Origin of the sequence: Methylobacterium sp. NMS14P (genome assembly GCF_028583545.1) — a bacterium.
Lineage (GTDB): Bacteria > Pseudomonadota > Alphaproteobacteria > Rhizobiales > Beijerinckiaceae > Methylobacterium.
In genome coordinates this window covers 4,583,376-4,602,165 of record NZ_CP087106.1, presented here as the reverse complement: position 1 = coordinate 4,602,165, position 18,790 = coordinate 4,583,376, and the positions used below count along the sequence as shown (strand labels likewise).

Here is an 18,790-nt window from a genome sequence, read left to right as displayed (position 1 = left end):
CGATACGACGGCCGGTGAAGGTATTTCCATGGTCCGGCGCCGGGTCAGGCGCGGCTTTCGGAAGGCGGCTTGGGCGGGGATGCTTCGGCCTCAGGTGGCGGCGGCAGATGAGGCGGCGGAACCCGCCCCGGGCTGGGCGGCGTCGGCAGGCCGAGATCCTCGGTCGGCGCGGGTAGCTCTTCGATGCGGTCCTTGTCTTCGGGCATGGTCACCTCCGTCGGCTTGCGACTACGCGCGGGACGGGCATCGGATGCTTATGGCCGACCGTCCCTGGCCCGTCTTCGATTGCGGCACGGCCGGGTGGAACCGGCCACGCCACTGCAACTTGGCCCCAGGACATGAGCGGTTGCGGGTTGGCCGGGCCATCGAGAGTAACGGATCTTGAGCGGTTCGGACCTGAAGTCGCTGTCGCGCGAGGAGCTTGAGGCGGAGATCCTGCGCCTCAGACACCGATTGGACGAGCCCGATCCGGATGCGTCCGGCCGGACCGTCCGGCAGCAGCGCCCTGATGCGGTGGGCCATCGCGATGCCGCCCATCCCCGGCATCACCACGTCGGAGAACACCGCGTCGAACCGGTCCGGATCGCGCTCGATCTCGGAGAGGCCCTCCTCGCCGTTCTTCGCCCAGACCGTGGAATGCCCGAGCTCCTCAAGGATCTGCGTGCAGGTCCGCCCGACATCGAGGTTGTCCTCGACGACGAGGATGCGCAGCGCCCGGCCGTCGGACGCCGCAGTCCCTTCGTCCGGCGCCTCCACGGCGGGGGCGTCGACCTGGGGCTGGTACAGGGTGAAGGCCGTCCCGCGGCCAGGGACGCTGGCGACGTCGACGTCGCCGCCGGACTGCTTGGCGAAGCCGATGACCTGGCTGAGTCCGAGGCCGGTCCCCTTTCCCACGTCCTTGGTCGTGAAGAACGGCTCGAAGATGTGGGGGAGCGTCGCCGGGGGGATGCCCGTACCTTGGTCGATCACCGAGACCGCGACGAACGGCCCGCGCGTGCCGGCGTGCCCGCGGATCTCGGGCAGGCCGCGGCGGCATTCGAGGCGCAGCGTCAGCGTGCCCTCGCCGTCCATCGCGTCCCGGGCGTTGACCGCCATGTTGATCAGCGCGGTGTCGAACTGGGTCGGGTCGGCAAAAACGTGGCAGGACGCCGTCGGGACCTCGACGACGACCCGGATGCGGGCACCCGTGACCGAAGACAGCATGTCCGCGGTCGAGGCGATGCGCGCGCCGACGTCGAACGTCTCCGGCATCAGAGACTGGCGGCGGGCGAAGGCGAGGAGTTGGCCCGTGAGCTTGGCGGCTCGGTCGACCGTATCGGAGACCGCGTCGATGTACCGTCGCCGCCGCTCCTCCGGCAGGTCGGGCTTGCGCAGCAGGTCCATCGACGAGCGGATGATGGTCAGCAGGTTGTTGAAGTCGTGGGCGACGCCGCCGGTCAACTGGCCGACAGCCTCCATCTTCTGGGCTTGGCGCAGGGCCTCCTCGGCCTTGGCGAGCTGTTCGAGGTCGCGCAGCCGCTGGGTCACGTCGGTCGCGTATTGGAAAGCGCCGATGCGTCGGCCGTCCGCGTCGCGCAGCGGGGTGAAGGCGAGTTCGTAGTAGGGCCGCTTGCGGTCGGGGTCGCCGAAATCCTCGACCAGCGTGAAGGCATCGCCCGTCAGCGCCCGGGACCAGACGGCGCGGGCCTGTGCCTGCTGGTCGGGGTCGTGCGAGAGCAGGCCGATTAGGTCGTCGCCGACTTGGGGCCGGATGCCGTAGATGGCCTCGAATTCGTCGGCGTAGGCCCGGTTGAGGGCGAGCAGCCGGAACTCCGGGTCGAGGGCGCAGACGAGGGCCTCGGTGATCTCGAAGACGTCCGCCCAGAGCTTGCGCTGGGCGAGCGCCTCCTCGATGCGGCGCTCCAGGTGCGCGTTGAGCTCGCGCAGGTCGCGCTCGGCGAGCTTGCGGTCGTGGATGTCCTCGACGACGCCGTACCAGGAGACGATGGCGCCGGTTCCGTCCCGGCGCGGCTGGGCGCGGGCGCGCATCCAGCGGTACTCGCCTGTCGAGCCCATGCGCAGGCGGTAATCGACGTCGACGGGGTCGCCCGAGGCAAGGCAGGCCGTGAAGACCGTGACCGTCGACGGGATGTCCTCGGGATGGACCGCCTTGATCCAGCCGGACCCGTAGGGCTCGCGCGGCCCCTGGCCTGTCAGGGTCAGCCACCGGTTCGAGAACGAGGTGATGTTTCCTTCCGGGTCGCAGGTCCAGGGCACCTGCGGGTTCAGCTCGACCGTGTGCCGGTAGTGGTCCTCGCTCTCCCGGAGCGCCGCCTCGCCGACGACGCGGGCGGTCGTCTCCGCAGTGACGCAGAACAGGCCCGCGATCCGACCGTCCTCGTCGAAGGCGGGCGAGTAAGTGAAGGACCACCAACCCCGCTCGGGTCTGCCGTCGCGCGAGAGGTCGAGCGGCATGTCGGTGACGGTGGTGCCCTCGCCGGCCAGCGTCGTGGCGACGAGCGGGCCGATCTCGTCCCAGATGCTGGCCCAGACCTCCCGGAAAGGACGTCCCAGCGCCGTGTCCCCGCGGTAGCCGAGGATCGGCCGGTACGCGTCGTTGAAGAAGCACAGGAGATCGGGCCCCCAAGCGAGAAACATCGCAGTGGGGCACGCGAGCATCTGCGCCAGCGTGCCCTTGAGCGCCGGCGACCAGGTTCCGGGCAGTCCGAGCGAGGTGCCCGCCCAGTCGCGCTTACGGATCTCGGCGCCGGTGACACCGCCGGCGGGGAGGAACTGGAACGGATCGATCACGCCGGGTCGGACCCAAACACCGCGGCGCGGCGGGCATCCCGGCAAGGGTTCGTTCCTCGGCGGCGGAAGTCGCCGCCTGGAGCGAGCGAGCGGAAAATCGACTGGAGTGGCCACATGCGGCGGCTATCGCCCGTGATGGTGGGCCGGGCAATCGGACGGCCTGTCACGCCTTGCCACCGGCAGTTGGTGCAGGTTCGTCGCCTTCTTGACCGCTCCAGCCCTGGTCCTGATCGGGCGGAGGCAGGTGCGGCGGGGGCAACCGACCGGGGCTGGGAGGCGTCGGCAGGCCGATGTCCTCGGTCACCGGCGGGACTTCGCCGGATTCGATGTCGCCTTCCATTGCCATGCCCTACGCTCGACAGCGAGGGACAACGCGGAAGGATCCGGAAGGTCGCCGGCCCAATCCTATACCGAGATGTCGAGACAGGAACGGCAAACGGCCAGACCGTTCGCACCGGGGACGCCGTCCGTGCCGCCACCGGTTGCACAACACCTCGCCGGTGCCGCAGCTTGCCTTCCATTTGGCTAAGAGCACGTGAAGCAGGGGCTGACTCGAACGACTGCCGGACCACGGCACGGCGCGTAAGACCTGACTTTATCAGCTACTTACAGTAGTCGGCCTCAGGATGTCCGACAGGCAGTCCCATCCGGGCCGAGATAGACTGATCGGCGCCTCAAGCCCCCATGGTCATGACCGAGCCACCGTCGACCCTAAGGAACTCGCCCGTGATGAAGCTGGCATGCTCCGAGCAGAGGAACGTGACCGCGGCTGCGACTTCCTCCGCGCGTCCGCGGCGCTTGGCGACGATGCCGGGACGCTCCTCGTCCAACGTGAGCTGGACCGCCTCGTCGAAAGAGATGCCCTTCTCCTTCGCCTTCTTCTCCATCTGAGCATCGGTCATCGGCGTGGCAATGAAGGCCGGCCCCACCGCGTTCACGAGTACGCCGTCCGGCCCGTAAGCCTTGGAAAGGCCCTTAGCGAGGTTCAGGACACCCGCCTTTGCCGCAGCATACGGCAGTTCCTCGACGTAGGGCTGCACGGCATCCTCGGAGGAGAACAGCACGACCCGGCCCCAGCCGGCCTTGCGCATGTGGGGGATGAACGCCCTAGTCGCGCGCACTCCAGCCATGAGATCAGTTTGAATTGCCTCAAGCCAGTCGTCATCGGTCAGTTCGAGGAAGTCCCCCGATGCACCAGTGATGCCTGCGGCGCAGACGAGGATGGTGGGCTTGTCGTCGAAGGCCATGTTGGCGAAGGCGGCGAGCACCTCGATCCCCTTGGCCGTGCTGAGATCCGCCTCGACGGGGCGAACCTGGCCCAGCACCGCAAGTTCGTTGGCCGTGGCCTGCAGCTCGGGGCCTTCCTTGTCGGTCAGGACGACGTGGACGCCCTCGCGCAGAAGGTGTTCGGCGGTCGAGCGGCCCATGCCCGACTTGGCTCCCGTCACGACCGCGACCCGTCCGCTGATGCCGAGATCCATTTATCCGGTTCCGTCAAATCTTGAGAGGTCCACCCAGGGGGCTGGCTGGACCGGTAGTTGAGAAGTCCGCCTTTTGACGGGAGTTCCGTTCCCTTAATCCTCCCCGGGGGAGCACAAGCTTGACGTTCGCGTGGGCCTGGACCGAACGACCACTTCAATCGGCGCAACGACCCCGCGTCGAACCGATGCACCCTGGACGATGCGGGGCCTCCGAACCTTGCAGGTCAGGCTCCGACTGGGGAACCTCCTCCACACTCCACTATTGCCGCCTCGACACAGTGGAGCATAGGCATGGCCACGAGCAGCACCCCGCGTACTCACCAGACCCGCAACAACACCAATTCTAACGCCAAGAGGGTTTCCATCGAAGCGCTGAATGCACGGCTGGCCGACGGCATCGACCTCGCCCTCGCGATCAAGCAGGCCCACTGGAACCTCAAGGGGCCGCAGTTCATCGGCATCCACCTGATGCTCGATGGTTTTCGTGCCGAGATCAGCGGCCTCAACGACAAGGTGGCCGAGCGGGCGGTGCAACTCGGTGGCACGGCACTGGGCACAGCGCAGGTCGTGGCAGGGTCGACCAAGCTCCCGGCCTACCCGATCGGCATCTATGCCATCGCCGACCATATCGCCGCACTGATCGACAGCTACGCCGCCTATGCCAACGCGGTGCGTGAGAACATCGACGAGACCGACGAGGCGGACGACCCCGATACCGCGGACTTATTCACCGAGGTCTCCCGCACCGTCGACAAGCAACTTTGGTTCCTCGAAGCCCACGTCCAGGAGCAGACGGGCCAGATGCGCGACGGCGACGCTCGCAACTGAGCAGTGGTCGCCCCTCCGTACCTGACCGTGCAGAGGGGCGCTCGTAAGAAGCGTGGCGCCAAGCCGGTATGCTTTCGGGCGAGGCTGTGTTCTCTGCGGTCACGCCATTCTCGTGTTGCCCAAAATCGCTCCGCGCTTGATAGGCCTGGAACAGTGCGCGCATCACCGAACCGAGTGGCCGGTGCTCCGCAAGGCTGTACGCCGGCCGGAGAGTCATCACCTAGTCGAAGTAGCGCACCCGCTTGGGTGAGTAGGCATCCTGTCGAAGAAGCCGAAGCGTCGCTACCGTCCGGTAAGGGCTGGCCGCGACCGGCCAGTTGATTGAGGCGTCCTCGATAGGCTGGCGTTCGGAATCCGCCCAGAGCTGTGCATTCAGATCGTAGACCACCTCGTTGTCGTGGAAAACCGCCGCGGCCACATGGCGGAAACCGTCCTCGTCGCCGTGCGGGCCGAGCCGCCATTCTGCTATAGCCAGTTGCGCCTTCGAAGCTGGGATCGCTCCGAGCTTGGCGGCGTAGTCGCCAAACCGCATCGGGGCTTAGCTGAAGTAAATGTCGGCGAGCGGGGGCGCTGTAGGGTGGACAGCGGAAAGGACTACTAGGCCTTTGTGCAAAAACTGGAGGAACCGTTCCCTAAGAATCAATTGCATCTGAGCGGTCGGGCCACCGAAAAACATTCTCTTCAACCCCGTAAGCCTCGGGATGACATGCCTCAGGACTCGATGATCGACCGAATCTTAGTAGCCAGTCCATCGACGGGGAAGGGTTTTGTGATCATCTGCATGCCGGGATCGAGGTGCCCGTTCCCAAAGGACGCGTTCTCGGCGTAGCCCGTCATGAAGAGAACCTTCAGGTCCGGCCGGGTCGTCCGTGCCTGGTCCGCTAGCTGGCGGCCGTTCAGTCCGGGCAACCCGACGTCGGTGACCAAGAGGTCGATGCGCACGTCGGACTGGAGGATGCGCAGGCCGGCCAGCCCGTCGGGCGCCTCCCGCGTCGCGTAGCCGAGCTCGCCGAGGACCTCCACGACAAGGGTGCGAACGGTGTCGTCGTCCTCGACCACGAGGACCGTCTCGCCATGTTCCGCGCGCGGCGTCTCGACGGCGGCGGTGCCATCCTCCTCCGCCTCGCCGAAGTAGCGTGGCAGGTAGAGCTTCACCGACGTGCCCTGCCCGGCTTCGGAGTAGATCTTGACGTTGCCCTCGGACTGCTTGGCGAACCCGTAGATCATCGACAGGCCGAGGCCGGTACCCTGGCCGATGGGCTTTGTGGTGAAGAACGGGTCAAACGCCTTGGCGATGACGTCGGGCGGCATGCCGGTGCCGGAATCGGTCACGCAAACGCAGACGTACTGGCCCGCCCGCACTCCGATCTCGCGGGCGACGTAGGCGTCGTCCAGGAACGCGTTGGCCGTCTCGATGGTCAGCCTGCCACCGTCCGGCATCGCGTCCCGGGCATTGATGGCGAGGTTGAGAATGGCGTTTTCCAGCTGGTTCGGATCGCAAAGCGTCAGCCAGAGGCCGCCCGCGACGACGACCTCCAGCCGGATGCGCTCGCCGAGGGTCCTGCGCAGCAGGTCGTCCATCGAGCCGACCAACCGGTTCATGTCGACGGGCTTGGCCTCAAGCGGCTGCCGGCGCGAGAAGGCGAGCAGACGGTGCGTGAGCGCGGCGGCGCGCTGGGCGGAGGCCATTGCGAGGCCGGCGTAACGCGTGAGGTTCTCCGTCCGCCCCTCGTTAATGCGCGTCTGCATGAGGTCGAGCGAGCCGACGATCCCGGTCAGCAAGTTGTTGAAGTCGTGCGCTATGCCCCCCGTGAGCTGGCCGACCGCCTCCATCTTCTGGGATTGGCGCAGTTGCTCCTCGGCCTGCTCGCGCTCGGCGATGGCCTCGCGGACGCGGGCCTCAAGGGTGTCGTTCAACTCGCGGAGCGCGACCTCGGAGGCCTTGATCGCCGTGATGTCGTAGACCACCCCGACGTGCCGAAGCTCCGCGGAGGCATCATCGCGCACGGCTTCGCCGCGCCGGGCCAGCCAGCGGTGTTCGTCCGTACCGGCCAGCCTGACCTGCATTTCGCCGTAGGGCAGCTCGCCGGGTGTACGCAGGTCGGCGTCGAGCAGGGAATTTCCCTGGACCACGAGCGCGTTGACGGCGCTGACCGCAAGCGTTTCCGTCGGCATGATGCCGAGGAGGTTGCAGAACTGGGACGAAACCTCGACCGTCGCGAAGCTCGGCACGTACTCGAACGTTCCGATGCGCCCGGCGGTCTGTGCGATGCGCAGCCGCTCCTCGACCCGCTTCTGCTCCGTGATCTCTACGAGGGCGCCGGTGAACCGGACGGGGGTTCCGTCCGTGCCGTACACGCAGCGGCCACGGGCGTGGACCCAATGGATACCGCCGTCGGGCGCCTGCAACCGATACTCCCGGTCGAAGACCTCGGCTCCGTTGAGGATGCCGCTGACAGCGATCTTGACCCGCGTTCGGTCTCCCCCGTGGATGCGATTGAAGAAGGCGCTGACCGGGACGCCGTCGAGCCCTCCGTTCCGTTCGATCCCGTTGAGCAGGGCGAAGCGGTCGTCGACGTGCAGGCGCTTGCCCGGTATATCCCAGTCCCAGGTGCCGGCCACGCCGGCGGCCGTCAGCGTGATCTTCAATTGCTTCTGGGCGTCGACGAGCCGTCGCTCGACGCCGACAAGTCGCTCCCGGGCCGCATCGCCGTTGCGGGCACCGCTCACGTCGACCTGCGAGGCGAAAAAATTCGTGATCTCGCCGCGCTCGTCGAACACCGGGCTGAGGTAGAGCTCGTTCCAGAACGTTCCGCCGTCTTTGCGATAGTTCAGGAGCGCGACCTGGACTTCGCGCCGCTCCGCCACCGCAGCCCGCACCTGGGCAATGGCGGCGGGGTCCGTCTCAGGGCCCTGAAGGAAGCGGCAGTTCTGTCCGACGATTTCGTCGGCCTCGTAGCCGGTCAAGGCGAGGAACGCGCGATTGGCGAAGACGATGGGATTGTCGGGCAGGCGCGGGTCGGTGACGACCATCGGCTGCCGGGTGCGCTCAAGCGCCACGACGAAGGTACCGGCGTTCCGGCGCATCGCCTCGGTCGCGTCGCGGACGGTGGGCGGCGCGGTGCGCCGTGCCCCGTCTAGGTCGAACCGCTCCGTCACGCCTCGGTCTCGCCGATCGCGCGCTCGACGAAGTCGTCGATCAGCACCCTCAGGTTCTCCAACGCGGGCAGGTCCATCAGCATGGCGATGTAGCCGCGGATGTCGCGCTCGCGCACGGAGAAGTTGATGTAGAGGAACAGCACCAGCGCATCCCCGGCCGAGCCCGACACGGGTTGGAAGATGCGCTGGCCGTCGCCGCGCATCACCTCGGGCAGCGACATGTTGAGCGTACGCTGCAGCAGGTTCGCCATGGTGGCCAGGCAGCCGTTGAGGATGACGTTGCCGGTTTCGGTAAGCGCCTCGTCCTCCATCTCGGCGGCTTCATCCGCGGAGAGATCCTCGCCGGTGACGGCCCTTACGAGCTCGCGCCCGTTCTCCTGCGGGAAGATCAGCAGGGCACGGCCGGCGAAGGCGCCGGTGAAGTCCTGGTGCACGACGACGAGCTCGGAGGCCTCACGCTCGCCGATCATGCGCGCGGCCTGCGCCTGGGAGACGATCTCGACGGACGGCACGGACAGGATCACCTGCACGCCAATCATCTTGCGAAGGCTCGCTGCGGCCCGGCTGACGCCGATGTTTACGAGCTCGGTGAAGGCGTCGCGCTGGAGCTCGCTGAGGTCGACGGTCGCCGCCGTCACGATGCGGCCCTGCGCAGCCTGAGCGCGGCGCCGGACAGGAAGCCGGACAGCGTCTCCTCGGTCAGCGGCTTCGGCAGAAAGGTGGCGTCGACGCTACGGGCGCGCGCGATGATCTCGTCCTGGATGTTGGCCGAGACCACCGCGATGGGCATGCCGGGCTTCATCGCACGCAACTCGGCGGCGAGTTCGAGACCGTCCCGGCCGGGCATGTTGAAGTCGAGCAGGGCCAGGTCGACCTGCCGCTCCCCGACCAGGGCGAGGGCGGCGTCGGCGTTGGCGGCCTCGGCCACCTCCCAATCCGGCTTAAGTTGTCTGAAGAGCTTCGCGACCACGAGGCGGGCGAGCTTGCTGTCGTCGACGATGAGGGCTGTGGTCGTCATCGGTATGGTCGCGGGACTTGAAGGTTCGGGGCGTCCGCCGTGCGGGCCGATCACGGCCTATATGCGGCAGGATAGCGTCACCGGCAAAGAGGATGGAGGCTAATTGTCCCTGGACGTCGGGGTGTTCAGCCAACGGGCCACGAACGGGTCGCCGCACGTGCCGAGAATGGTCGGCCGCAACCGCAGGACCACCTGGTAGACCGCGGTGTGCATGCGCGTGCAGGCGCCCCAATCGACCGTCGCGGCCGGGTCTTCCAGAAGCAGCCCGGCCAGCGTCTCCGCATCCTCGACCGGGCAGACGCCTTCCAGGCGTACGATGCCCCTCGCTCCTGCCTCGGCTATGCGGTTCACGGCCATCGCTCGCCTCCGTGCGTCCCGTGGTTCGGTGTAGAAGGGTCGGCCAGCATGGAAGCGGGGTCAAGGATAAGCAGCACCCGCCCGTCGCCGAGCATGGCCGTGCCCGCCACGCCGGGCACGGTCCCAACCAGACCGACCGGCGGACGCACGACCGTGTCGAGGCGATCCTCGATGCCGTCGACCTCCAAGGCGACACGCTCCCCCCCGATGTGCACGACGAGCAGCAGGGCGTCGCTCCGCTGCCCGGACATGGACGGGATCGGTTCGGCGAGCAGGTCCGCGAGCGGGACGACGGGCAGCGTCCGGCCACGGTGGACCGTCGCGGTCCCACCGGCGACCGAATGGACGTCGGCCCGGGGACGCCGCACGACCTCCTCGATGGCGTCCATCGCCACGCCGTATGTTGCCCCGCCTCCGGCGACCACCATCACGCGGACGAGGGCCACGCTCCGCGGCAGGTGGAGGCTGACCGTGGTGCCGTTGCCCACCTGGCTGTCGACGCCCACCCGGCCGCCCATGCGCTCCGCCGCGGCTCGCACCGCATCCATGCCGACGCCCCGGCCGGACAGGGCCCCGACGTTTTCCGCGGTCGAGAAGCCGGGCTCGAAGATCAGGTCGGTCACCGCGGCGTCGTCCAGCGCCGCCACCGCCTCGGCCGAGCGCAGGCCGCGCTCGACCGCACGGCGGCGGATGAAGGCCGGGTCGAGGCCGCGCCCGTCGTCGCTGACGGAGACCACGATGCCGTCGCCGTCCTGGCCGGCGCGGATGCGGACGCGCCCGGCCGCGGGCTTCCCGGACCGGCGGCGGGTCTCCACATCCTCAAGGCCGTGGTCCACGGCGTTGCGCACCACGTGCAGGAGCGGCTCGAACAGGTTGTCGACGATGGCCTTGTCCGCCTCCGTGTCCTCGCCGCGCACGTCGAGCTCGACCTCTTTGCCGAGGCCGCGCGCTGCCTCGCGGACCGGCCGAGCGAAGCGCCGGAATACCTGCGACAGCGGCGTGAGCCGGAGCGAGACCGCGCCGCGATGGAGTGCGGTCGCGAGGCGGCCGATGGTGGCGTCAGCCTCGCGGATCCCCCGTGCGAGGGACGCGGCGTCCTCGCCGGCCTCGGCCCGGGCCGCAAGATGGCCGAGTGCGTTGCGAGCCACGACGAGTTCGCCGACGCCGGCGACGAGCGCGTCGACCCGGACGGCGTCGACCCTCAGCGACCGTACCGCGTCGGCGCCCGGCGACGGATCCTGCCGCATGGCGTCCCCGGCCTCCTCCCCGCCGGGCGGGGGAACCGAGGCTTTGGAGATCGCTTGCGGCGGCTCCGACAGGATGGACGAAATCGCCGCGGCGACGGCGTTCGCGTCGCGACCGGCCACCTCCTCGCAGAGCTCGGCGTCCCGATCCCGCCCCACCGAGCGCAGCGCGTTAGCCGCAGCCCGCGCGCACGACTCGACTCGTCCGCCCTCGATAGAGGCGTCGGTCTGAGCGGAGAGCACTCGGACCTGCTCGGCCATCACGGCGGCGAGGACCGGATCAACGACCCCTCCCGACGCCTCGGAAGGCCCCGCCCCGGGCGCGGGACCGATGGCGGCAGGTACCTCGACCAGTGCGACCTGGTCGCCCACGAGCCTGAATACAGCCTCCACGTCGCCGCGCGGCGCGGACGCCAGCAGCATTACGACCAGGTTGCAGGCGTAGACGTCTATCTCCTCCTCCGGCGGCCACGGAGCCACCGGCTCGACCTTCACGGCCCGGAGGCCCGGGACCTTGCGCACCAGCCCCAGCGGATCGTCCCCGGAGAAGAAGCAATCCGCACGGGGCTCGTAGCGGACCGCAATCGCCGCCGCCCCCGCGGCATCCGAGGTCGCGACGAGGCGGTCCACCCACCGGGGTAGCGCGACCGCTTCCGTCGCCGGGGCCGCTCGATCCCGCGAGACGAGTGACCGATACCGCTCGGACAAGGCGGCGGCCTCGGATGCGGCGGCATCGGGCAGGCGCTCCGTCGCCTCGACGGCATCGGCCCAGCGCGCGGTTGCATCCAACGTTTCAAGAGACAGATCGACCAGGGCGGCGTCGACGGCCAGCGTCCCGGCCCGCGCCGCCGACAGGCCGTCCTCGGCCGCGTGCAGGACGGCGAACCATGCCGGGTAGTCGAACAGCCCGACCGAGCCCTTGAGCGTGTGGAAGGCGCGGAAGACCCGGTTCACCGCTTCCGCGTCGCCCGGTGACGCCTCCAGGGCCAAGAGGTCGTCCGTCGCGGACTGTACGAGTTCCCGCGTCTCGACCAGGAACTGTTCGAGGAGCTCGTTCACGTCTGCCGTCCCGCCGGGATGCCGGCGAGCGCACGGGAGTGTGCGACAAGCACGTCCTCCGACAGCGGCTTCACCAGGTAGAAGTTGGCGCCCGCCGCGCGCGCGGCCTCGCGGTCGCCGTCGCCGGCCTCGGTGCTGGTCATCAGGGCGGGGATCGAGCGGATCGGCGGCTCTCGCCCGCGCAGCGCCCGCAGGAAGCTGAACCCGTCCATCTTCGGCATGTTCACGTCCACGACCAAGAGGTCGTAGGTCGCGCTGAGGACCCGCTCCAGCGCCTCGACGCCGTTAAGCGCCTCGTCGACAGCGAAGCCCGCGCGCTCCAGGGCGCCGCGGTAGTACATCCGCACGAGGCCGGCGTCGTCGACCACGAGCACGCGCGGCGGGGCGAGGGAGCCGGGTTCTGTCTCAGACACGCTCGCCCTCCCGCGGCCGTCGGTAGACGATGGCGTCATCGTAGCGGCAGACCCTGAACAACGGGGAAATGCGGCTCATGCTCTCGGTGTGGCCGAGGCAGACGAAGCCGCCGGGGACGAGCGCATCGTAGATGTGGTCCGCCGCAAGCCGCCGGGAGGCGTCGTCGAAGTAGATCAGGACGTTGCGACAGAACACGACGTCGAACCGACCCTGGCCGGCCATGTCGGCCGCATCCGTCAGGTTGCAGGGCGTGAACCGGACCGAATCCCGCAGGTCGGCGAGGATGCGCCAGGCCGGCCCGAGGCGCGTCTCCTCAGGGGTGAAGTAGCGCGCGACAAGGTTTGGGTTGAGCCGCATCAGGGCACGCTCCCCGTACAGGCCGTCCTCGGCTGCCCCAAGCGCGCGGGTGTCGATATCCGACCCGACGATCTCGATGTCGTAGCGGTCGACCTCCGGCCAGTTCTCCAAGAGCCAGAGCGCCACCGAGTACGGCTCCTCGCCGGTCGAGCACGGCATCGACCAGATCCGGACGGCCGAACCCGCCGGCCTGCCGGCGACCACTTCCGGCAGCAGCGAGGCCGTCAGGCAGCGGAGCTGATGATCCTCGCGGTAGAAATAGGTCTCGTTGATGGTGAAGGCGTTGATGAGGTGCTCGATCTCGCAGTTGGCCTCGGAGCGCAGGCGGGCGAGGTAGACCGCGAACGACCGGGACGCGGTGGCCTGCATGCGCTCCGCCAAGCGCCGGTCGACGAAGTAGCGCTTGGCCGGCGTGAACAGGATGCCGGTGCGCCGGTAGAAGAACTCGCAGAAGCGCGCGAAGTCGGCGTCGGAGACCGGCGATGGGGTGTCCGCCACGCGCTCAACGCCCCGATCCGATGCGGGCCAGCACGGTGTCGATCGCCATGGAGAGGAACGCCTCGTCCGCGAAACGTGCCTTCGCCGCCGTCAGGGCCGGCACCGCCTCCGGCGAGCCGACCTCGGCCAGGACCTCGACCGCGGCCCCGCAGACGTTCGGATGGGTCTCGCCCTCCAGGAACCGAGCCAGCAGGTCGTTCGCCGTTCCAGTAGGCTGCGTCCGGGCGATTTCCGTCGCAAGAAGCCTGACGTCCGCGTCCGGATCGGCGAGCAGGTCGGGGAGGACCGACAGCGCGGGGCCCGGCATGGCCTGCAGCGTCTCTATGCAGGCGTTGCGAAGGCCGGCATCCTCCGAGCGGAGATGGCCGGCCAGCGCCGCGGCGGCCGCGTCGTTGGCAATGGCGAGGAACCTGGCGAGGATGGCCTCGCGGCTCCGCAAGTTCTTTTCCCTGCCGAGGGCGGCGGCGAGGTCCCGGGGGTCCTCGGAGGCCGCGCCGACCGCCTTCGCGGCGGGAATGGGGTCGCGTCGGACAAGCGGCATCAAGGTACCATTTCGAGGAGCGCTCCGGCGATGTCGTCGAGGGGCGTAACGACGCTGGCGCCGCCGGCCCGGACCAGCTCTCCCGGCATGCCCCAGACCACCGCCGTCTCCTCGCTCTCGGCGATGGTTCGCCCGCCGCGTCGGCGCATTTCGGACATGGTCACGGCCCCGTCCCGGCCCATGCCGGTCATCAGCACGCCGACGAGGCGCGCCGGATCGACCAAGTCGAGGGCGCTCGCGACGAGGCGGTCGACGCTTGGATGCCACAGGTAATCCGCGTGCGCCGGGACGGGTTGCACGACCAGCCCGGACGGTCGCCGAGCAAGCGTCACGTCCGCGTCCCCCTTGCCGACGTAGACGTTGCCCGGGGCGAGCGGCATCGGCCGTGCGGCCTCCTGCACGCGGAGGGCGCAGAGGCCGTCGAGCCGTCGGGCCAAGGGACCGGTGAAGCTGCCCGGCATGTGCTGGGCGACGACGACCGGCCAAGGGAAGTCGGCAGGCAGCCCGGAGAGCAGCGCGTCAAGGGCGGGCGGCCCCCCGGTCGACGTCCCGACCAGGACGATGCCATCGACCGCCCCGGGGACGGGGGCGGGCCCGGGACTTGGCGATGGCGGCCGTACAATTTGGCGGCCCTTCACGCGCGGACGCTCGGCCCGACCGCCCTCGAAGCTCGTAGTCCTCGCCCGGACGCGATCCGCGAGGCGCAGGGTGGGGCGTAGTCGGGCACGGGCAGCCGCCCGGACCTTCGACACGATCAACGGGCCCAGGCGATCCATCTCCAGCGAGACCGCGCCCCCGGGTTTGGCCACGAAATCGATGGCACCCCGGTCCAGCGCGTCGAGGGTGACCTCCGCGCCGTCCGCCGTGAGGGACGACACCATCACCGTCGGCGTCGGCCTATCCAGCATGATCCGGTCGAGGCAGGCGAGACCGTCGAGGCCCGGCATGTTGACGTCGAGCGTGACGACGTCAGGTAGGAACCGACCGAGCTCGGCCAGCGCCTCGTCGCCGTCCCGGGCGAAGGCGACCTCGAAATCTCCCTCGGCCGCGAACACGCTGCCGAGGAGCTTGCGCATCAGGGCCGAGTCGTCGACCACCAGCAAGCGGATCATGCCGCGCCGTTCGCCTTCGTCCCCCGGCCGTCGGGTCGCCTCGCCACCGCGCGGATCGCCTGTTCCGTGCCCGCAAGGAGGGCCCGCGCGTCGACGATGGGTAGAAGCTCGCCGTTCTCCAGGGTGGCGACGCGGTCAACCGCCGCACCGGCTTCCCCCGAGAGGTCCGGTGTGGGACGAACGGCGGTCGCCGGGAGGCGCAGCAGGCGCGAGACGCCGTCCACCAGCAGACCGGCCGCCGTTCCCCCGCCGTCGAGCACGACGATGCGTCGCCTGGCGTCGGGCTCGCCAGGCGGCAGCCCGAAGCGTCTGCGCTGGTCGATGACGGCCAGAACCGTACCGCGGACGTCGACGGCCCCGGCGACGAGGTCCGGGGAGCGCGGCAGCCGCGTCATGGTTTTCGGGACACGAAGGACCTCGCGAACCGCGGACACCGGCAGCCCGTAGCTCTCCCCTGCCAGGTGAAAGACCACGAACTGCTCCGTCGATGCATCCGCGTCGGGGGCGTTTGGATCCTCGACGTCGGCGGCTCGCTCGGACGTGGCGGTCACGGTCGCACCCTTCAGAAGCAGGTCCACGGAGAGGACCGAGACCAACCTAACGCCGGCGTCGATCCGGCAGATGGCCTCGACGGCGGTCGCCCCACCGCGACGCAGGGCCGCCGGGACGGGCTCGACCGCCTCCGGCGCCAGCCGCATGATCGGCCCGAGCGCATCGACGACCAAGCCGACCTGCGCACTTGCGGCGCGGGCCACGACCACACGTGCCTCGGCGGCCGGCGTGAACCCACCGTAACCCAGCAGGGCGGCGAGGCCCAAAAGCGGCAGCACGCCGTCGCGCAGCGCGACCACCCCCAGCGAACCCTCACCGGCCCCGGGTACCGGAACGATCTCCGAGGGCAGGCCCATCACCTCCGCGACGTGCTCCAGAGGCAACGCGTAGGTTCGGCCGCCCGCCACGAAGGAGACCAGGGAGATGCGCTCGGCCTGCCCGGCCCCGACGTCGGGCGACGCCTGTCGCGAAACCTGTCCCGGTGCGCGAACCCGGCGGGGGAACGCTCCGGCGACCAAGGCCGGCAGATCGATCAGGCGGGCCGCGCCGGCGTCGGACGAGAGCGTCAGTCGTCGGGTCCCCGCGGGGTCGCCTTCCCCGGCTTCCACCCTTCCACCGGCGAACGCGACGACACGGTCCACCAGCAGGCCGACCGGTTCGCCCGCGTCCGCTACCACTACGCGTGACGGCTCGGTGCCGGGCTCCCTGTCGGGGGTCACGATCCGGCGCAGGTCGAGCACGGGCAGCGCGGCGCCGCGTAGGTTCGCCAACCCCGACAGGGCGGCCGGCGCCCCGGGCACGCGAGTCAGCGGCGGCGGTCGCAGCAGTTCCCGGACGGCGCCCGCGTCGAGGGCGTAGTCGTCTGCCCCGAGGCAGAAGACGAGGTAGCGCCCGTCGCCCTGGCTGGCGGCTCCCGTCCCGGCCTCACGCATCCGAGGCCTGCAGCTCGTCGGCCAACGAGGCGATCTCCTCGATGCTCGCCGCGAGATCCTCGGCGCCGCGCGATTGTTCGCGCGCCGCGGTCGCCGCCTCGCTGGAGGCGCGGTCGGCCTGCTCGGCCGCGGCCGCGATCTGCTGCGAGCCCCTCAGCGCCTCGCGGGCGGCGACGACGATGGCGTCGGCCCCCGCGGTGACCTCGGCGTTCCCCGCCTCCAGACCCGCGATGTCGGCCTCGACGCCACCCAGGCCGGCGACGAGGGCGCGGTTGCGCTGCACCTCCGTCTCGCCCGCGGCGATGACCTGCTCCAGGGCGCGCCGAACCGCGGCGACGCCGTCCTGGATGTCGCGCACGGTGTCGCGGATGCGGTCGGCGTTCGCCGCCGCGTCGCGGGCGAGCGCACGGATGTCGTTCGAGACGACCGCGAAGCCCCGCCCGCCCTCGCCGGCGCGGGCGGCCTCGATGGCGCCGCTGACCGCGAGCATGTTCACCTGCACGGCCACCAGCGCGATGGTGCCGACGATCTTCTCGATCCGGCGGTTGCTGGTCTCCAACTCGCCGATGCGGCCGAGGCAGGCGCGGGTGTCGTCGAGCGCCCGTTCCACGCCGTCCGCGAGACTGCCGACCGCGGCGCGCCCCTCCTGCAGCGAGGCGGCGATGGCGGCGACCCGTTCGCCGGCGCTCGTCGCACTCGCCTTCGAGGCGGTGGCGCTCCGCTCGACCTGGCCCATCGCGGCGCTGGACTGCTGCGCGGCGGCGCTCTGGATGCCGGTGCCGCGGCTGATCTGGTCGATGGCGGCGAGGATCTGCCCGGCCGCGCCCGACAGTTCCTGTACGGTGGCGGACAGCTCCTCCGCCGCCGACCCCACCTCCGCGGCGCCGACCCCAGCCGAGCCGCCGCCGGTCAGGTCTTCGGCGAGGCCGGCCAGCGCCTGCGCCGTCGTCTGGGCCTGGTCAAGGGACTGCGCCTGCTGCGCCACCGCCTGCTGAGCCTGGCCCGCCGCCGCGGCCTGCTGCTCGGCGGCGGTCGCGATCTGCTCCGCCCCGCGCTGCGCCTCGCGGATCGCGGTCTCCGCCTCGACGGAGGCGGCGAGGATGGCCTGCGCGCCTTCCGCGACCATGCCGAGGTCCGCGCGCGCGCCGTCCAGCCTGTCGGTTACGCGACCGCCGGCCTCGGCCTCCGCCGCCGCCTTTCGGGCCGCCGCGCGGATGGTCTCGCCGATGCCCCGGACCTCCGTCCGGATGGCGTCGGCCAAGGTCCGGACCTCGGCAGCGCTGCTCTCGGATGTCTCGGCCAGAGCCCGCACCTCGTCGGCGACGACCGCGAAGCCGCGTCCGTGCTCACCGGCCCGGGCCGCCTCGATGGCGGCGTTCAGGGCCAGGAGGTTGGTCTGGTCCGAGACGTTTTCGACCGTTCCGGTAATCTCGCCGATGCTCGCCGCGCCGCGGTCGAGTTCCTCGATGAGCGCGACCGTCGCCGCCTGCCGTTCGGAGTTGGTCCGGACCGCCGAGACCGAAGCCGTAATCTGCACGCCGGCCTCGGCGAGCAGCGTCTGGAACGCGGTGGTGGCCTGCCGCGAGGCGTCGGCGCGCTCGCGGGCTTCGGACAGGCGTCCGACGATGCCGGTGATGGCGGTCAGGGATTCCTGCGCCGCGCCCGCGGCCTCCTCCGCGCCGGCGGAGATCTGCTCCATCGCCCGGCGCAACTCCTCGGCGGCGGAGGACGCCTCCGTCACGCCGGCCGCGAGTTCCTCGGTCGCGGCCGCGAGCCGTTCGGCGGCCTTCTCCCGCCGGGCACGGGAACGCTCGCGCGACCGTGCCGCCGTGGGTACTTGCCGCGAGGGTGGCGACGTGACCTCGGCTTCGGTCGCCTCGACGGGCACCGCCTGCGATACGAGCCGCGTCGTCTTCACCAGCGCCATGGACCGGTCACCCGCGTTCGACCGTCCTTCCTGCCGGATGCCGCTCAGGGGATGGTTCGGAAATGATGCCACGCTTCTTAAGCGAGCACCGACTTCGGTCAAGCAGCGAGCCGGGTGGATCAATCACGATTGCCGCCGGGCGGACTTCGTCGGGTATCGAAATCTCGGTCACCGACACCGGCCTCGGCATGTCGCCCGGTCGAGTGGACGACCTGTTCCGGCTGGACAGGCGCGTCACCACGCATGGTACCGCCGGCGGACGCGGTAGCGGACTGGGTTTGCTGCTTTGCCGGGATCGCGTGGAGCGTCAGGACGACCGCCTCGAAGTGCGAAGCGCTTTGGGGCGCGGCACGACCTTCAGCTTCGTGTTGCCGGCGACCGATGACACCCGTTCCGATGCACGGACCATGTCCGGGTCGCTGCGCGACAGAGAGGTCAGTCCGGCAGGCGGCAACGTCGCCCGAGGCAACTCGGAAGCTCCGTATGCCGGGTGCAACCGTGGGACGGTCGGTCAGTTCTAG

The 18,790-nt window shown here is 69.9% G+C and carries 17 protein-coding genes and 2 pseudogenes; 2 read left to right on the top strand and 17 right to left on the bottom strand.

Annotated elements, in window-relative coordinates; translation table 11 throughout:
* Positions 1-44: 44 nt before the first annotated feature.
* From LOK46_RS21905 to LOK46_RS21890, 4 genes are all read right to left on the bottom strand, one after another.
* Positions 45-206, bottom strand: a complete 162-nt coding sequence (locus tag LOK46_RS21905) for a hypothetical protein (RefSeq protein ID WP_273560516.1) — start codon at positions 204-206, stop codon at positions 45-47.
* A gap of 22 nt (positions 207-228) precedes the next feature.
* Positions 229-2,790 carry a PAS domain-containing protein gene (locus LOK46_RS21900; protein WP_273560515.1) on the bottom strand — a complete coding sequence of 854 codons (2,562 nt, stop codon included), beginning with the start codon at positions 2,788-2,790 and terminating at the stop codon, positions 229-231.
* Between the two features lie 163 nt (positions 2,791-2,953).
* Positions 2,954-3,130, bottom strand: a complete 177-nt coding sequence (locus LOK46_RS21895; RefSeq protein WP_273560514.1) for a hypothetical protein — start codon at positions 3,128-3,130, stop codon at positions 2,954-2,956.
* 334 nt (positions 3,131-3,464) lie between these two features.
* Positions 3,465-4,271 carry an SDR family NAD(P)-dependent oxidoreductase gene (locus tag LOK46_RS21890; protein ID WP_273560513.1) on the bottom strand — a complete coding sequence of 269 codons (807 nt, stop codon included), beginning with the start codon at positions 4,269-4,271 and terminating at the stop codon, positions 3,465-3,467.
* A gap of 291 nt (positions 4,272-4,562) precedes the next feature.
* On the opposite strand from LOK46_RS21890, the gene dps reads away from it, so the two are divergent.
* Complete coding sequence (dps, locus tag LOK46_RS21885; protein WP_273560512.1) at positions 4,563-5,099, top strand: DNA starvation/stationary phase protection protein Dps; 537 nt, start codon at positions 4,563-4,565, stop codon at positions 5,097-5,099.
* A gap of 220 nt (positions 5,100-5,319) precedes the next feature.
* Here the strand turns inward: dps and LOK46_RS21880 are convergent, their stop codons facing one another.
* The 13 genes and pseudogenes from LOK46_RS21880 to LOK46_RS21825 form a co-directional block, all read right to left on the bottom strand.
* A complete protein-coding gene (locus tag LOK46_RS21880; RefSeq protein WP_273560511.1) occupies positions 5,320-5,631 on the bottom strand; it encodes a hypothetical protein in 312 nt (103 codons plus the stop codon).
* A gap of 179 nt (positions 5,632-5,810) precedes the next feature.
* A pseudogene (locus LOK46_RS32950) lies at positions 5,811-7,106 on the bottom strand (ATP-binding protein); the annotation flags it as partial.
* A 369-nt stretch (positions 7,107-7,475) separates the two neighbouring features.
* Positions 7,476-8,132: pseudogene (locus LOK46_RS32945) on the bottom strand (PAS domain-containing protein); the annotation flags it as partial.
* A 122-nt stretch (positions 8,133-8,254) separates the two neighbouring features.
* On the bottom strand, positions 8,255-8,896 hold the full coding sequence (locus LOK46_RS21870; protein WP_273560510.1) for a chemotaxis protein CheX: 642 nt from the start codon (positions 8,894-8,896) through the stop codon (positions 8,255-8,257).
* The gene (locus tag LOK46_RS21865) at positions 8,893-9,276 is read right to left on the bottom strand and encodes a response regulator transcription factor (protein ID WP_273560509.1); all 384 of its coding nucleotides are present in this window, start codon (positions 9,274-9,276) and stop codon (positions 8,893-8,895) included. The genes LOK46_RS21870 and LOK46_RS21865 overlap by 4 nt, the downstream gene beginning before the upstream one ends.
* 99 nt (positions 9,277-9,375) lie before the next feature.
* The gene (locus LOK46_RS21860) at positions 9,376-9,633 is read right to left on the bottom strand and encodes a hypothetical protein (RefSeq protein ID WP_273560508.1); all 258 of its coding nucleotides are present in this window, start codon (positions 9,631-9,633) and stop codon (positions 9,376-9,378) included.
* Positions 9,624-11,936 carry a chemotaxis protein CheA gene (locus tag LOK46_RS21855; protein ID WP_273560507.1) on the bottom strand — a complete coding sequence of 771 codons (2,313 nt, stop codon included), beginning with the start codon at positions 11,934-11,936 and terminating at the stop codon, positions 9,624-9,626. The genes LOK46_RS21860 and LOK46_RS21855 overlap by 10 nt, the downstream gene beginning before the upstream one ends.
* Complete coding sequence (locus LOK46_RS21850) at positions 11,933-12,277, bottom strand: response regulator (RefSeq protein WP_273564662.1); 345 nt, start codon at positions 12,275-12,277, stop codon at positions 11,933-11,935. The genes LOK46_RS21855 and LOK46_RS21850 overlap by 4 nt, the downstream gene beginning before the upstream one ends.
* Positions 12,278-12,341: 64 nt before the next feature.
* Positions 12,342-13,205, bottom strand: coding sequence for a CheR family methyltransferase (locus LOK46_RS21845; RefSeq protein WP_273560506.1), 864 nt, complete (start codon positions 13,203-13,205; stop codon positions 12,342-12,344).
* A gap of 4 nt (positions 13,206-13,209) precedes the next feature.
* Positions 13,210-13,746 (bottom strand): HEAT repeat domain-containing protein, encoded by a 537-nt coding sequence (locus LOK46_RS21840; RefSeq protein ID WP_273560505.1) that lies wholly within the window; start codon positions 13,744-13,746, stop codon positions 13,210-13,212.
* Positions 13,746-14,858, bottom strand: a complete 1,113-nt coding sequence (cheB, locus tag LOK46_RS21835) for a chemotaxis-specific protein-glutamate methyltransferase CheB (protein ID WP_273560504.1) — start codon at positions 14,856-14,858, stop codon at positions 13,746-13,748. Before cheB ends, LOK46_RS21840 begins: the two co-directional genes overlap by 1 nt.
* On the bottom strand, positions 14,855-16,342 hold the full coding sequence (locus tag LOK46_RS21830; protein ID WP_273560503.1) for a chemotaxis protein CheW: 1,488 nt from the start codon (positions 16,340-16,342) through the stop codon (positions 14,855-14,857). The genes cheB and LOK46_RS21830 overlap by 4 nt, the downstream gene beginning before the upstream one ends.
* A complete protein-coding gene (locus tag LOK46_RS21825) occupies positions 16,335-18,371 on the bottom strand; it encodes a methyl-accepting chemotaxis protein (protein WP_337251948.1) in 2,037 nt (678 codons plus the stop codon). Before LOK46_RS21825 ends, LOK46_RS21830 begins: the two co-directional genes overlap by 8 nt.
* Between LOK46_RS21825 and LOK46_RS21820 the strand changes: the two genes are divergently transcribed.
* Positions 18,332-18,790, top strand: a complete 459-nt coding sequence (locus LOK46_RS21820; protein ID WP_273560502.1) for an ATP-binding protein — start codon at positions 18,332-18,334, stop codon at positions 18,788-18,790. The genes LOK46_RS21825 and LOK46_RS21820 overlap by 40 nt on opposite strands.

Excerpts from the sequence above, each read along its gene's own strand:
- LOK46_RS21890 (WP_273560513.1), bottom strand. The coding sequence starts at position 4,271 with ATGGATCTCGGCATCAGCGGACGGGTCGCGGTCGTGACGGGAGCCAAG.
- cheB (WP_273560504.1), bottom strand. The coding sequence starts at position 14,858 with ATGATCCGCTTGCTGGTGGTCGACGACTCGGCCCTGATGCGCAAGCTC.
- LOK46_RS21905 (WP_273560516.1), bottom strand. The coding sequence starts at position 206 with ATGCCCGAAGACAAGGACCGCATCGAAGAGCTACCCGCGCCGACCGAG.
- dps (WP_273560512.1), top strand. The coding sequence starts at position 4,563 with ATGGCCACGAGCAGCACCCCGCGTACTCACCAGACCCGCAACAACACC.
- LOK46_RS21865 (WP_273560509.1), bottom strand. The coding sequence starts at position 9,276 with ATGACGACCACAGCCCTCATCGTCGACGACAGCAAGCTCGCCCGCCTC.
- LOK46_RS21895 (WP_273560514.1), bottom strand. The coding sequence starts at position 3,130 with ATGGAAGGCGACATCGAATCCGGCGAAGTCCCGCCGGTGACCGAGGAC.
- LOK46_RS21860 (WP_273560508.1), bottom strand. The coding sequence starts at position 9,633 with ATGGCCGTGAACCGCATAGCCGAGGCAGGAGCGAGGGGCATCGTACGC.
- LOK46_RS21830 (WP_273560503.1), bottom strand. The coding sequence starts at position 16,342 with ATGCGTGAGGCCGGGACGGGAGCCGCCAGCCAGGGCGACGGGCGCTAC.
- LOK46_RS21840 (WP_273560505.1), bottom strand. The coding sequence starts at position 13,746 with ATGCCGCTTGTCCGACGCGACCCCATTCCCGCCGCGAAGGCGGTCGGC.
- LOK46_RS21820 (WP_273560502.1), top strand. The coding sequence starts at position 18,332 with ATGATGCCACGCTTCTTAAGCGAGCACCGACTTCGGTCAAGCAGCGAG.
- LOK46_RS21880 (WP_273560511.1), bottom strand. The coding sequence starts at position 5,631 with ATGCGGTTTGGCGACTACGCCGCCAAGCTCGGAGCGATCCCAGCTTCG.
- LOK46_RS21850 (WP_273564662.1), bottom strand. The coding sequence starts at position 12,277 with ATGTACTACCGCGGCGCCCTGGAGCGCGCGGGCTTCGCTGTCGACGAG.